The 13,565-nt window shown below is 73.8% G+C and carries 11 protein-coding genes; 3 read left to right on the top strand and 8 right to left on the bottom strand.

Features of this window, described 5'->3' with window-relative positions:
* Positions 1–16 precede the first annotated feature (16 nt).
* Together ACMCNN_RS03590 and ACMCNN_RS03585 are read right to left on the bottom strand one after the other, a co-directional pair.
* Positions 17–895: a hypothetical protein gene (locus ACMCNN_RS03590; protein WP_412744751.1), complete on the bottom strand. Its 879-nt coding sequence runs from the start codon at positions 893–895 to the stop codon at positions 17–19.
* A 63-nt stretch (positions 896–958) separates the two neighbouring features.
* The gene (locus tag ACMCNN_RS03585) at positions 959–1,096 is read right to left on the bottom strand and encodes a hypothetical protein (RefSeq protein WP_412744750.1); all 138 of its coding nucleotides are present in this window, start codon (positions 1,094–1,096) and stop codon (positions 959–961) included.
* A gap of 103 nt (positions 1,097–1,199) precedes the next feature.
* On the opposite strand from ACMCNN_RS03585, the gene ACMCNN_RS03580 reads away from it, so the two are divergent.
* Positions 1,200–1,910, top strand: coding sequence for a lysophospholipid acyltransferase family protein (locus tag ACMCNN_RS03580; RefSeq protein WP_412744749.1), 711 nt, complete (start codon positions 1,200–1,202; stop codon positions 1,908–1,910).
* Between the two features lie 161 nt (positions 1,911–2,071).
* On the opposite strand, the gene ACMCNN_RS03575 is transcribed toward ACMCNN_RS03580, so the two are convergent.
* The 5 genes from ACMCNN_RS03575 to ACMCNN_RS03555 all read right to left on the bottom strand — a co-directional run bounded on the left by ACMCNN_RS03575 (position 2,072) and on the right by ACMCNN_RS03555 (position 10,960).
* A complete protein-coding gene (locus ACMCNN_RS03575; RefSeq protein WP_130509091.1) occupies positions 2,072–2,275 on the bottom strand; it encodes a cold-shock protein in 204 nt (67 codons plus the stop codon).
* 295 nt (positions 2,276–2,570) lie between these two features.
* On the bottom strand, positions 2,571–6,110 hold the full coding sequence (locus ACMCNN_RS03570; protein ID WP_412744748.1) for an ATP-dependent helicase: 3,540 nt from the start codon (positions 6,108–6,110) through the stop codon (positions 2,571–2,573).
* Entirely contained in the window at positions 6,107–9,502 is a 3,396-nt protein-coding gene (locus tag ACMCNN_RS03565) for an ATP-dependent helicase (protein WP_412747035.1), read from the bottom strand. The genes ACMCNN_RS03570 and ACMCNN_RS03565 overlap by 4 nt, the downstream gene beginning before the upstream one ends.
* A gap of 137 nt (positions 9,503–9,639) precedes the next feature.
* Positions 9,640–10,188, bottom strand: a complete 549-nt coding sequence (locus tag ACMCNN_RS03560) for a TIGR00730 family Rossman fold protein (protein WP_412744747.1) — start codon at positions 10,186–10,188, stop codon at positions 9,640–9,642.
* A gap of 1 nt (position 10,189) precedes the next feature.
* A complete protein-coding gene (locus ACMCNN_RS03555; RefSeq protein ID WP_412744746.1) occupies positions 10,190–10,960 on the bottom strand; it encodes a TIGR00730 family Rossman fold protein in 771 nt (256 codons plus the stop codon).
* Between the two features lie 205 nt (positions 10,961–11,165).
* Here ACMCNN_RS03555 and ACMCNN_RS03550 point away from each other — a divergent pair, with 205 nt between their 5' ends.
* Entirely contained in the window at positions 11,166–11,342 is a 177-nt protein-coding gene (locus ACMCNN_RS03550; RefSeq protein ID WP_412744745.1) for a hypothetical protein, read from the top strand.
* Between the two features lie 29 nt (positions 11,343–11,371).
* Here the strand turns inward: ACMCNN_RS03550 and dapE are convergent, their stop codons facing one another.
* A complete protein-coding gene (gene dapE, locus ACMCNN_RS03545; protein ID WP_412744744.1) occupies positions 11,372–12,445 on the bottom strand; it encodes a succinyl-diaminopimelate desuccinylase in 1,074 nt (357 codons plus the stop codon).
* A gap of 76 nt (positions 12,446–12,521) precedes the next feature.
* Between dapE and dapD the strand changes: the two genes are divergently transcribed.
* Positions 12,522–13,469 (top strand): 2,3,4,5-tetrahydropyridine-2,6-dicarboxylate N-succinyltransferase, encoded by a 948-nt coding sequence (dapD, locus tag ACMCNN_RS03540; RefSeq protein WP_412744743.1) that lies wholly within the window; start codon positions 12,522–12,524, stop codon positions 13,467–13,469.
* The last annotated feature ends 96 nt before the right edge of the window (positions 13,470–13,565 follow it).

The raw sequence follows: 13,565 nt of genomic DNA, 5'->3' as shown, positions 1-13,565 counted from the left end.
GCGGTATCCGGCACGGTCACACCGGGCGCACGGACGCGAGCACTTCGTCGACGACGTGGTCGTACTGCCGGTGGGTGCCGGGAATGGACACGTACAGGACGGCGGCGGCGGGGCGGCCCACGTCGATCACCGCGACCGCGGACAGCTCGTCGGTGGCGGACAGGCCGGGCTCGTGGAAGTGCAGCCGGAACTCGCTGACCCAGGCGGGCCGCCCGCCCAGCGTGGTCAGCTCGTCGCGGAGCCGGTCCAACGTGTTGGGCTGTGGGTAGTACTCGGCGCGGACGTCCGCCACCACCTGACGGCCCACGCACTGCAGGTCCAGGGTCACCGCGTCGTTGTCCGCGGCCGGTACCGCCGCCGACAGGATCGAGGCGTGGTATTGCCCGCCCGGGTAGTCCTCGGTGATGAAGTGCTGCCCCACCCGGTACTGCACGCGCAGCGTCCCGGCCCGCCACACCTCGTCCCACCGCTGCCACGGCGCCCCGTACGCCCGGTACGAGATGCCGGCCTGCTCGTCGACCGTGCGGGGCCCCGACACGGGCGGGGGCGGGGGCGGCGTGGGGGCCCCGCTGGGCGCCACGGTCGGCGCGGGGCACGCCTGCGCCAGCGGGGGGCGTACATCGGTGGGCTTGTCGGCCCTGCGCCCGAACGCGTCGCCGTCGCCGGAGAGCGCCAGCACGAGGATGACGGTCAGACCGACTGCGAGGATCGCGGCGGCGATGCCGCCGAACAGCACCAGCTGCCGCCGCCGGCGGCGCGGACCGTCCGGGCCCGGGCCCGCGGGCGGGCCGCCCGGCGGCGGCTTCTGCGGGGGTACGCCGATCGCGGTGACCATGCCCGAGCCCCAAGGGCCGGCCGGGCGGTGCCCGGTCGACGGCGCGGCGGGGTCGGACATGAATTCCAGTGAACACCACCGGGGGTACGCGTGGGTCACCGCGTCAGCCCGCTCAGTCACCGGTTACGGGGCGGGTGCGCCGCTCACCACCGGATACCAGGGTGCGAACGCCACCACGAGCACCACGGCGATACCCGCCGCGGCCAGGTAGAACACGAGCGCCAGTTCGCTGCGCGCCGCGCGGGTGTACCTGCGGTCCATCCCTCGCCTCCCCGACGTGGCCTGTCGTCCATAAGACGCGAGTACGGTCCGTCCGGTTGCACGTTCGATGCAAAGGTTCGTGCGGCGCCGCTACGGTTGCGGCATGGAGATCGTGTACCCCCCGGTCATCGGGCTCGCGAAGGTGATGTTCCGCGCGTTGGATCTGCGGATCGTCGTCGAGGGCGCGCACCACGTCCCGGCGACCGGCGGGGCGGTCCTGGCCAGCGCGCACGTCAGCTATCTGGACTTCATCTTCTGTGGGCTGGCCGCGCAGCCGGCCCGGCGGCTGGTGCGGTTCATGGCGAAGAAGTCAGTCTTCGATCACAAGATCAGCGGCCCGCTCATGCGGGGCATGCACCACATCCCGGTCGATCGCGGCGCGGGCGGCGGAGCGTTCCAGACGGCGACCCGGGCGCTGGCATCCGGCGAGGTGATCGGGGTGTTCCCGGAAGCGACCATCAGCGAGTCGTTCACGGTCAAGCAGTTGAAGTCGGGCGCGGCGCGGCTGGCCCACGACGCGGGGGTGCCACTGATCCCGATGGCGGTCTGGGGCCCGCACCGGCTCTGGACGAAGGGCAGGCCGAAGGAGCTGACCAAGCGGCACGTGCCAGTTCTCATCGCGGTCGGTGAGCCGGTGCCCACCCGCGCGGACACCGACGCGACCACGGCCGAGCTACGTACCCGTCTCGGGGCGCTGCTGGACAAGGTGCAGCGGGCGTACCCGGATCAGCCGTCCGGCCCCGACGACACCTGGTGGCAGCCCGCCCACCTGGGCGGCACCGCCCCGCAGCCACCGCACGCGCCCACCCACTGAGGAGTTCGGGGCGACCCCCGGCACCGCCTCCCGGGCGGCGGTGTGCACGGCGTCCCGTTCGTGGAGTTCGCGGCGAGTGAGCGTCCTGACTCACCGCCGCTAACGGCACCGGCGCCAGCCCCGGTCGGGACCGGCGCCGGTGCGTCAGCGCGAGGCTGAGATCAGAGCGGCCGGATGTTGGCGGCCTGCGGGCCCTTCTGGCCCTGGGTCACCTCGAACTCGACCCGCTGGTTCTCGTCCAGGGTGCGGTACCCCGAGGTCTGGATTGCGGAGAAGTGGGCGAAGACGTCAGCGCCGCCGTCGTCCGGGGTGATGAACCCGAAGCCCTTGTCCGCGTTGAACCACTTCACAACGCCGGTAACCATTTTCGTCTCCTCGACGGTCGATCGCTCCGCGCCAGGCTGGACGGGAGCGAGGTAGTAAGAGCCGCGTCCTGCGGATCTCGTGTCGTCGTGCTGATCGCCCGTACCGGAGAAACCCGGGTTACGACAAAGAGCGCCTGGGGCAGGACCCCACAGGCGCTCCTGAGTACCTGGCAAACCAAAACTGACAACGCTCGCAGCCTAGCACGGCTACGGCGGCCAGATGGCGATCAACGAGCGACTTGCCCGAGAACTCGCGGTGGCCGCAGGGCAAGCCGCCACGCCCCGGATGGGCAGGTCATTCCCCGGCTTCCGGCAGGTCGCTGATCAGCGCGGCGAGGGCCGGGGCGTCCGGCAGATCGGCCGGGCGGGCGGTGACCCCGTCGCGGACGTAGTGGAAGCCCGCCCGGACCCGCGACACCGGCACCCCGGCCAGCGCCGCCCAGGCGATCCGGTACGCGGCCAGCTGCACGGTCGCGGCCGTCGCCGCCGCTCCGGTGGGGGGCCGCCCCGTCTTCCAGTCGATCACGTCGTAGCGCCCGCCCGGATCGGCGAACACCGCGTCCATCCGGCCACGGACGACCACTCCCGCGACGGTCGTGGCGAACGGCACCTCCACCTCGACCGGCGTACGGTGCGCCCACTCCGAGGCCAGGAACGCCGCCTGCAGCTGGGCCAATTCCTCGTCGGCCGCCGCGTCGTCGTCGGCCGCGCCCGGCAACTCGTCGACCTCCAGCAGGCGCACCGACCCGAACCGCTGCTCCAGCCACGCGTGGAACGCCGTGCCCCGGCGGGCGTACGGCGTGGGGCGCTGCGGCATCGGACGGCGCAGCGTCCGGGCCAGCGCCCCGGGATCCCGGCGCAGCACGACGAGTTGGGAAACCGACAATTGGGCAGGAAGCGCGACCTCCAGCGGGCCGCCACGGTGATCGTGCGAGGCCCGCTCGGCCAGCAGCAGCTCCGCCTCCCGCCGCCACCGCACGATCTCCGGGTCGACCGGCTCCCTGTCCCTCGTTGTGCTTACCTGCTCCGCGTCCGGCGCGGTCTCCGGGTCGATCGGCTCCCCGTCCGGGGCGGTGATGAGGCGGCGGATCAGGTCGGCGGCTGCGGCCATCGCGGGGCGGCGGGCACCCAGCGGGTCGGCGGGCCACTCGGCCGTGGCGACGAGCCGCCCGTGCGGATTCTCCGCGTCGCCGACCGGCTGCGGCGCCCACACGTCGACGACCCCGGCGCCGCTCTCGCAGGCGTCCCGGACCTCCTCCAGGAACACCGACGGGCCGCGGGGCCGCTTGACCCCGTCGCCCCACCAGAAGCCGGAACAGAGCAGCAGGCGGCGGGGCCGGGTGATCGCCACGTACGCGAGCCGGCGCTCCTCCCGCTCGTCGTGCTCGCGCCAGGCCCGGTCGAACGCCGTCAGCGCCGCCATCGCCTCCTTCTGGTCACCGGCCGCCGCCAGGTCCAGCCGGGGCAGGCCGTCGGTGTCGCCGCGCAGCGGGAACGGCAGCACCCCGATCCCCCGCAGGTAGTGGTCGGAGCCGCGGGTCGCGCCGGGCCACACGGCCCGGGTCAGCCCGGCGACGGAGACGACGTCCCACTCCAGCCCCTTCGCGGCGTGGGCGGTGAGCACCTGCACCGCGCCCTCGACCACGTCCACCTGGCCCGGAGTCAGCCCGCGTTCCTCCTCCTCGGCCGCGGCCAGGAACGCCAGGAAGCCCGCGATGGTGCCGCCGTCGGTCTCCGCGGCGTACCGGGCGGCCACGTCGCCGAGCGCGTCCAGGTGCCCGCGGGCGAGCCCGGCGTCCCCGGCGGCCCAGCCGCGCACCGCGACCTCGACGTCCAGCCCGATGGTCCGTTCGATGTCCGCGACCAGGTCGGGCAGGGGCTGGTCGAGGCGGTGCCGCAGCTCGCTCAGCTCCCATCCGTACGAGCGCAGCCGCGCGTACCCCTCCGGCGAGTACTGCTCCGGCGCGCCCAGGTCCGCCATCGCCTCGACCAGGGTGGCGTCGTCGAGCCGGTCGGCCACCACATCCTCGGGCCGATCCCCCGCCCCGACCGGTCGCGGCACCGTCGCGGCCGACCCTGGCGCGGCCGACCCTGGCGCGGCCGACCCTGGCGCGGCCGACCCTGGCGCGGCCGACCCTGGCGCGGCCGACACTGGCGCAGCCGACCCTGGCGCAGCCGACCCTGGCGCGGCCGACCCTGGCGCGGCCGATGCGCGGGCGGCTGCAATGGCCCGCGAGTGCCGGTGCAGGGCGACGAGGTCACGCGGGCCGATCCGCCACCGCGCCCCGGTCAGCAGGCGCAGCAGCGAGGCCCCGTCGGTCGGGTCGGCCAGCACACGCAGGGTGCAGACCACATCGCGTACCTCGGGGGTGTCCAGCAGGCCGCCCAGGCCGACCACGTCGACCGGCAACCCGCGGGCGCGCAGCGCCTCCTCGATGACGGGGATCTGGCTGCGTACGCGGACCAGCACCGCGCTGGTCGGGCGCCGGTCGAGGGGGATCTCGCCCGCCTGCGCCTCCGGCATCCCGGCCGCCGAACGCCACGCGGCCAGCACGCTGTCGGCGATCCACTCGGCCTCGTCCGCGTACGTGGGCAGCAGCGCACAGGCCACCGTGCGGCCGCCGACCCGCTCTGCCACGCGGGGCGCCGGAACCAGCTCGGCAACCCGCGCCCCCGCCTCCCGCAAGGGGGTGGACAGGGCGTTGGCGACGCGCAGGATCTCCGGCCGGTTACGGAAGCTGCGGGTCAGGTTGAGCACTCCCGCCGGGCGCCCGTCCGGCCCGGTGAACTCGGCCGGGAAACGGTCCAACGTGCCCGCGGACGCGCCCCGCCAGCCGTAGATGGACTGGCACGGGTCACCGACCGCGGTGACCGGGTGGCCGCCGCCGAACAGCGCGTTCAGCATCACCACCTGGGCGTGGCTGGTGTCCTGGTACTCGTCGAGCAGCACGATCCGGAACCTGCCGCGCTCGATCGCGCCCACCTCGGGATGGTCCCGGGCGACCCGGGCGGCGCGGGCCATCTGGTCGCCGAAGTCCATCGCCTCCAGGTCGAGCTTGCGCCGCTCGTACGCCCGGACCAGCGGCAGCAGGGTGAGCCGCTGTCCCTGCCGCTGCAGCATGTCCGCGACGTCGCGGTAGACCCGCCCCGGCAGGGCCTGCACGTCGGCGACGAACCGCTGCGTCCAGTCCGCCAGCTCGTCGACCGTGACCAGATGCTCGGCCAGCTCCCCGGCGAGCGCCAGCACGTCGTCCGTGACCGTGCCCGGAGCCCGGTTGAGGCCGGTCATCTCGCCGGTGTACGTCCGCACGAGCGAATCGACGATCTGCCAGCGGGCGGCCTCGGTGAGCAGCCGGGCGGACGGCTCGTACCCCGCGCGCAGGCCGTGCTCGGTGACGACCCGGGCCGCGTACGAGTGGTACGTGGCGACGGTCGCCTCGCCGGTGAACGCCTCGTCGCGGCCGAGTCGCCGGACCAGTTGCCCGAGCCGGGTACGGATCCGGTGCGCCAGTTCCCCGGCCGCCTTCCGGGTGAAGGTCAGACCGAGGATCTCGTCCGGATGCGCGTACGAGTTGGCGACCAGCCAGACCACCCGCGACGCCATCGTCTCGGTCTTGCCGGACCCGGCGCCCGCGACCACGAGCACCGGTTCGACGGGCGCCGCGATGATCGCGGCCTGTTCGGGGGTGGGCGGGTGCAGGCGCAGCAGCCGGGCGAGTTCCAGCGGCGTGTACCGGGGACCGGAGTCCGCGTGCCGCGGGCGCCGGGGCGGCATCTCGTCGAACAGGCCCGGTTCCCGGCCCGGCCGGGCCGACGGTTGGCGGGGCCCCGTCATGCCGCGTCCTCGGGTGGGGGCTCCACCACCTGGCGTCCCTTGCCGGAGACCGGGCAGGCGGTGCGCACCGGGCACACCCGGCATTTCGCGTTGACCACGGCGGAGAACGTGGCCGCGGCCATCGTGTCCGCGGTGCGCCGCACCATCGCGTACGCCCAGTTCGGGTCCTCCGCCTCGGCCAGCGGCGCCTGCATCTGCTCGCGGGCCTCCTTGCTGGGGCCGAGCTGCACCAGCGCCGCGCCACCGCTCTCCGAGCCGAAGTCGGCGAACGCCCCCGCGTCGACCGCCGCCTGGTAGCCGGCGAGCTGCGCGTGCTCGTCCACGTCGGACGCGGTGACGGCGGTCGATTTGCCGGTCTTGAGGTCGATCACCACCAGCCGGCCCTGCTCGTCGACCTCCAGCCGGTCCACCCGCCCGGTGAGCTGGATCGGCCGGGTCGGGTCGTCCAGCCGGACCGTGAACTCGTGCTCGATCGCCAGCAGGCGGCGCGGGTTGCGGGCGAGCCAGCGCAGCAGCTTGTCGACCATGGCCTGGGCGCGTTCCTGCTCCGGACCGGCCAGCCAGCGCGCGGCCAGCTCGATCGCGGGAAAGCGGGCGGCGACGTACTCGACGAGTTTCTCCCGGTCTGCGTGGGCGTCCTCGGCCAGCATCGCGGCCGCATGGACCAGGTTGCCGACCCCCTGCGCCGGGCCGGGCGGTGCCGCGCCGCCGTGGCGTTCCAGCAGCCAGCGCAGGCTGCACCGCAGCGCACTGTCCATCGCGGACGGCGTGACCTTCACCGGGCGGCCGTCGTCGACCAGCGGCCGGTCGTCCGAGAGCGGGCGCAACCCCCACCACTGATCGGGATGCGCGCCGGGCACCCCGGCACGAGCCAGGCGGGCCAGCTCGACGGCCGCGGCCTGCCGCCGGGCCGGGGCCGCCCCCTCCGCCACGACCACGGTACGCAGCTCAGCCACCAGCGCCGCCAGGGTGAGCGCCCGCGGCGCCCGCCCCATCGGCACCACGTCCCCTTGGGCGGTGGGCGGGTCGGCGTCGTCGCCGCGGTCGTCCGGCAACGCGAGCTCGGTCAGGAAACGGCTGGGCTGCTCTTCCCCGTCGGAGCCGCCCACACCGGCGGACGCCACCGCGGTCACCACGAGCCGGCGCCGCGCTCGGGTCGCGGCCACATAGAACAGTCGCCGTTCCTCGTCCAGCAACGCCGAGGTCTGACCGGCCACCGCGGCGGCTCCCGCCAGCGCCCGCCCCGCGAGGACGTCCACGAGTCGCTCGGAGCCGAGCAGGCTGCCGCGTAGCCGCAGGTCGGGCCAGATCCCCTCCTGCACGCCGGCCAGGACGACGACGTCCCATTCCAGGCCCTTGGCCGCGTGGGCGGTGAGCAGGCGTACGGCGTCGCCGCGGTCGCCGCTGGGCGCGATCGAGTCGGCGGGCAGGTCCTGACCGAGCACATGGTCGAGGAAGATCTCGGTGCGGGCGCCGGGCAGCCGGTCGGAGAACCGGGCGGCCGCGTCGAACAGGACGACCATCGCGTCGAGATCCCGGTCGGCGGCCGCGGCACGCCACTGCCGCGCCTGCTCACCCTCCCCGCTCGACCCGGCCCGAGCGGTCGCGGTCGGGGCACCACCCTCCGGCCCCGCCGGCGCGGCTCCCGCGCCCGCCGGCGATGTCCCTGCGCTGTGATCCGGCCCCGTGGCTGCGGCGCGGGCGCTCAGGGCGGACCAGCGTTCGGCGAGGCCGCTGGCCTGCCACACCGACCAGAGCACCTGTTCCGCGCTGGCGCCGAGCGCGGCGGCGGCTTCCCGGGCCGTGGCCAGGAGCCGGGCGACGTTCTGCGCCGGAACGGCCCAGCGCCGGTCCACCACATCCAGCGCCGCCGGATCGCGTACGGCGTCCAGCAGCAGGTCGCCGGAGGGCCGCCGGTCGCCCGCGGCCAGGGCCAGCGCCCGCAGTCCCTGGCGGAGTCGGCGTTCGGCCAGCGGATCGGCCCCGCCCAGCGGCGAATGCAACAGCGCGACCGCGGCCTCCTCGTCCAGCGCGTCGGGCTCCAGCGCGCAGCGCAGCAACAGCAGGAACGGCGCGACCGCGGGCTGCAGATGCAGCGGCAGATCCTCGGCATGGGTCACGGTCGGCACCCCGGCCGCGGCGAGGGCGCGTTGCAGCGCGGGCAGTTGCAGCGCGGTGGACCGCACCAGTACGGCCATCCGCGACCACGCGACGCAGTGCAGCAGGTGTGCCTCGCGCAGCACGTGGGCGACGTACGCGTTCTCCGCGGTCGGCGACCGGAACGTCCGCACCACCGCCCCGATCTCCGGCCCCTGCTCCGCAGCGGCGGCTGGATCGCTCGGGGGCGGGAACAGCGGGCGGTGGCGGATCGGGCCGCGCAGGCGCCGGGCCACCCGGCCCGTGGCGGTCAGCAGCCCGGGCGCCGCCCGGTAACTGGTGTGCAGCGTCACGGTCCCGGCGGCGGCGCCCGCGGCGCTCCGGAAGAGGTCGGGGAACCGGGACACGATGCCGGGGTCGGCGCCGCGGAAGCCGTACACGGAGGAGTCGGGGTCGGCGAACGCGACCAGCGGCGTCCCGCCGCCCGCGACCTGGGTCAGCAGCTCGACCTGGGCGGGGTCGGTCTCGGCCAGCTCGTCCACATACACGTACGCGAGCCGGCGCCGCTCGGCCGCCAGCAGGTCCGGGTCGTCGGCCAGCAGCCCGGACGCGGCACGCACCAGCTCGGCCGGGTCGTACGCGGCCGCGCCGCGGGTGGTGACGTCCCGCAGCGCCAGCACGGCCACGTACTGCCGGACGAAGCGGGCGGCGGCGGGCCAGTCGTCGCGGCCCAGGCGTTCGCCGAGCCGGGCCAGCTCGGCCGCCCCGACGCCACGCTCGGCGGCGCGCTGCATGAGGTCGCGCAGTTGCTGGGCGAACGCCCGGGTGGGCAGCGCGGGCCGCAGCGCGTCCGGCCAGCGGACCTCGTCCGGTGCCTCCTCGTCGCCGACGGCGGCCAGCAGCTCGCGGATGATGAGGTCCTGTTCGGGGCCGGTGAGCAGCCGGGGTGATGGTTCGCCACGATCGGAGGCTGCCCGGCGCAGCAGGCCGAACGCGTACGCGTGGAACGTGCGCACCAGCGGCTCGTGCACGATGCGCCCGGGCACCCGGGCAATGCGCGCCTCGATGCGGTCGCGCAGCGCCGCCGAGGCGCGGCGGCCGAAGGTCAGCACGAGGATCCGCTCGGGGTCGACGCCCTCGGCGACCCGGTGGGCGACGGCCTCCACCAGTGCCGTGGTCTTGCCCGTCCCGGGGCCGCCGACGACCAGCAGCGGCCCGCTGGTGTGCGCGACGATCCGCCCCTGCGCCGGGTCGTCACGCAGCGGCGACGGCGCCGGAACGGGCCGCCGGACCAGGCGGTACGCCGGCCGGCGCACCGCCGGAAACGTCGCCTGCGTGCTCACGGCGTCAATGAGACCACGCCGGTACGACGCCCTTCCCGGTCAGGCCGTCCGACACGAAGCGGGACCGCGGTCGTCACGTGACCAGCGGATCATCCGGCGATGGCAGCCTCGACGGCGTCGAGGGCGGCGGGGATGGAGTCGGCCACCGTGATCTGTGCCAGGGCCGCCCGGCGCACGAACTCGGTGTCGGCCAGCCCGGCCAGCCAGCTCACCAGGCCCGCGTAGAAGCCGTCCGGGTCGAGCAGCACGATCGGCTTGCGGTGCAGCCCGAGGGTGGCGGTCGTCCAGACCTCGAAGAGTTCGTCGAGGGTGCCGAGACCACCGGGCAGGGTGACGAACGCGTCCGACCGTTCGATCATCAGGTTCTTGCGGGCGCCCATGTCGCCCGTGACGATCAGCTCGTCGGCCGCGGTGTCGGCCACCTCGAGGTCCATCAGGGCCTGCGGGATCACGCCGAGGGTGTGTGCCCCACCGGCGCGGGCACCGTCGGCGACCGCGCCCATCATGCCGACGCAGCCGCCGCCGGACACGAGGGTGTGTCCGCGGCGGGCGAGTTCCCGGCCGGTGTCGCGGGCGAGGTCGAGCCAGCGCGGGGCGAGGCTCTTGGAGGAGGCGCAGAAGACGCAGACGGCGGCCACGTCACTGGGTTCCGGACAGCGCGGCGTCGGCCTCCACGATGAACTGGACCGCCTCGTCGACGTCGTCGGTGACCTGGAGCAGGTCGAGGTCGTGGACGCCGAGCTTGCCGTCGGCCAGCGGCCCGGACCGCAGCCAGTCGATCAGGCCGCTCCAGTAGTCGCGGCCCATGAGGATGACCGGGAACCGGGTCACCTTCTTGGTCTGCACCAGCGTGATGGCCTCGAACAGCTCGTCGAGGGTGCCGAACCCGCCGGGCAGCACGACGAACGCCTGGGCGTACTTGACGAACATGGTCTTGCGGACGAAGAAGTAGCGGAAGTCGATGCCGATGTCGACCCAGTCGTTGAGGCCCTGCTCGAAGGGCAGTTCGATGCCCAGGCCCACGGACATCCCACCCGCTTCGGTAGCGCCGCGGTTGGCGGCCTCCATCACGCCGGGGCCGCCGCCGGTGATCACCGCGTACCCGGCCTCGGCGAGGGCCGCGCCCAGGTCGGCGGCCAGCTCGCATTCGGGGCTGTCGGGTTTGCTGCGGGCGGAGCCGAAGACGCTCACCGCCGGGGGCAGGTCGGCCAGGGTGTCGAAGCCCTCGACGAACTCGGAGAGGATGCGCAGCGCGCGCCAGGCGTCCTTGGTCTTCCATTCGCCGCGATGGTGCGAGTCGAGGAGCTTCTCGTCGGCGGTGCTCGGCGGGATCGATTCGCGTCGCAGCGTCACGGCTCCCCGGTGACGCTCCGGAGGCGACCCCCGCCGCCCGCTTGTGCTGTCCGTCATGGCACCCACCGTAGTTCGGACGGTCAGTACCGGTGAATAACCGGGCGGGTTTCGAGAAGAGGATTGCGACGTCGGAGCGTTTTTGCCAGATTGAAGCAACGGACGGTAGCTCTGCGGCGTCTGTTACGAACCACGGCAACAGTCACGTACCCCACGGCAGGCACGGCGCCCGACCGCGGTCGGGCATCCGGGCAGAGGAGCCACCGTGATCCGTTACGAGCGCGCCAAGATGCAGCGCCGCATGCAGCGGCGCATCCGCCTGGTGGTCGAGGAGCGGCGGATGGCGTTCGCGCATCGGCCCGGCGACCCCGCGATCGACCCGGACGCCACGTTGGAGATTCCCCAGCGCGCGATCGGCCGGGTCCGCATCCCGCGCCCCTGAGCCCGACCGACGGGCGCGGCCGGACCGGCTCAGCTGGGAGCCAGCCACCGGTGCAGGGTGGCCGCCCCGTCGCGGATCTTGCCGATCTCCACGTGCTCGTCCGGCGCGTGGGCCAGCAGCGGATCGCCCGGGCCGTAGTTGAGGGCGGGCACCCCCATCGCGGCGAACCGGGCCACGTCGGTCCAGCCCAGCTTGGCGGCCGGTTCGGCGCCGACCGCGGCGAGGAATTCGCGGGCCGGTGCGGCGGCCAGCCCGGGCAGGGCGCCCGGGGCCGAGTCGGTCTGCTCGACGTCGTAGCCCTCGAACACCTCGTGTACGTGTTCCAGCGCCTGCTTCTCCGTACGGTCGGGCGCGAACCGCAGGTTGACCTCGACTGTGCACTCGTCGGGGACCACGTTCCCGGCGACCCCGCCCGCGATGCCGACCGCGTTCAGCCCTTCACGGTACGTACATCCATCGATGGTGACCGTCCGAGGGCGATAGTCCTCGAGCCGCCGCAGCACCTCACCCGCCGCGTGGATCGCGTTGACCCCGCGCCAGGATCGCGCGGTATGCGCCCGCCGCCCCGTGGTCCGGATCCGGGCCCTCAGGGTGCCCTGGCAGCCGGCCTCCACCACCCCGTACGTCGGTTCCAGCAGCACCGCGAAGTCCGCGGCCAGCCACTCCGGATGGGCCTCGGAGACCAGGTTGAGGCCGTTGTACCTCGCCTCGATCTCCTCTGCCTCATAGAAGAGATAGGTGACGTCGTAGCAGGGGTCGGGCAGGGTGGCGGCCAGATGCAGGGCCAGCGCGACACCGGACTTCATGTCCGACGTGCCGCAGCCGTAGATGAGATCGTCGACCACAGTCGACGGGAAGTTGTTGTTCAGGGGAACCGTGTCGAGGTGCCCGGCCAGCACGATCCGCCGCTTGCGGCCGAGGTCGGTGCGCGCCATCACGGTGTGGCCGTGCCGCTCTGTGTGCAGGTGCGGCGCCTGCCGCAGGACCTCTTCGACGCAGTCGGCGATCACCTTCTCGTTGCGGGAGACCGACTCGATATCGACCAGGGCCCGGGTGAGCAGAACCGGGTCGACCAGTACGTCGGGGCTGAGCGGGTTCGCCATAGGCGGCACGATACCGGCCGGTGGTGAATCACCCGCCCGCGCCAAGTCGGAGCTGACCTTTAGTAGGGTGCGCCTCGTGCACACGGACATCTCCACCTCGCCTGCCTGGGGCATCGGCCTCGCCACCGTCACCGCGGAGGGCCAGGTGCTGGACACCTGGTTCCCGCCCGGCTTCCTCGGCCTCGGCGACGAGCCCGCCGACCCGCCGGCGCTGCCCGCGGGCCTGACCGGACCGCGGTTGCTGCCAGGTCTGTCGACCATTGAGGTACGGATCACCATCGGCTCGCTGGCCGACCCGATCAAGGGCGCTTCCGACGCGTACCTGCGGTTGCATCTGCTGTCGCACCGCCTGGTGCGGCCCAACGAGCAGAACCTGGACGGCATCTTCGGCGCCCTGGCGAACGTGGCCTGGACCTCCGCCGGGCCGTGCCCGGCCGACCGGGTGGACGAGCTGCGGTTCATCGAGCGCGCGGCGGGCCGCCACCTGGCCGTGTACGGGGTCGACAAGTTCCCGCGGATGACCGACTACGTGGTGCCGTCCGGGGTGCGCATCGCCGACGCGGACCGGGTGCGGCTGGGCGCGCATCTGGCCTCCGGCACGACCGTGATGCACGAGGGTTTTGTGAACTTCAATGCGGGCACGCTGGGCACCTCGATGGTCGAGGGCCGCATCGTGCAGGGCGTGGTGGTGGGCGACGGCTCCGACGTCGGCGCCGGCAGCTCGATCATGGGCACCCTGTCCGGGGGCGGTAAGGAGAAGGTTCGCATCGGCGAGCGCAGCCTGCTCGGCGCGAACGCCGGGATCGGCATCTCGCTGGGCGACGACTGCGTGGTCGAGGCGGGTTGCTACATCACCGCGGGGTCGAAGGTCGCGCTGCCCGACGGCCGGATCGTGAAGGGCCGGGAGCTGTCCGGGTTGGACAACCTGCTGTTCTGGCGCAACTCGCAGTCGGGTGCGCTGGAGGCCCACCCGCGCAAGGGCAGCGGCATCGAGCTGAACACCGCGCTGCACGCCAACGACTGAAGCCACGTCACGTCGCACGCCCCCGGCCGGTTATCGGCCGGGGGCGTGCGTGGTTAGAGGTTTGTCTGCCGGTTTGCCCGCCTCGACTACACATGA

The organism is Krasilnikovia sp. MM14-A1004, assembly GCF_047159485.1.
GTDB lineage: Bacteria > Actinomycetota > Actinomycetes > Mycobacteriales > Micromonosporaceae > Actinoplanes.
The sequence above is the reverse complement of the archived record's forward strand: the minus strand, read 5'-3'. Positions and strand labels throughout refer to the sequence as shown.

Coding starts and splice junctions, on each gene's coding strand:
- ACMCNN_RS03575 (WP_130509091.1), bottom strand. CDS start 2,275: ATGGTTACCGGCGTTGTGAAGTGGTTCAACGCGGACAAGGGCTTCGGG.
- ACMCNN_RS03570 (WP_412744748.1), bottom strand. CDS start 6,110: ATGACGGGGCCCCGCCAACCGTCGGCCCGGCCGGGCCGGGAACCGGGC.
- ACMCNN_RS03555 (WP_412744746.1), bottom strand. CDS start 10,960: ATGACGGACAGCACAAGCGGGCGGCGGGGGTCGCCTCCGGAGCGTCAC.
- ACMCNN_RS03590 (WP_412744751.1), bottom strand. CDS start 895: ATGTCCGACCCCGCCGCGCCGTCGACCGGGCACCGCCCGGCCGGCCCT.
- ACMCNN_RS03580 (WP_412744749.1), top strand. CDS start 1,200: ATGGAGATCGTGTACCCCCCGGTCATCGGGCTCGCGAAGGTGATGTTC.
- ACMCNN_RS03585 (WP_412744750.1), bottom strand. CDS start 1,096: ATGGACCGCAGGTACACCCGCGCGGCGCGCAGCGAACTGGCGCTCGTG.
- dapE (WP_412744744.1), bottom strand. CDS start 12,445: ATGGCGAACCCGCTCAGCCCCGACGTACTGGTCGACCCGGTTCTGCTC.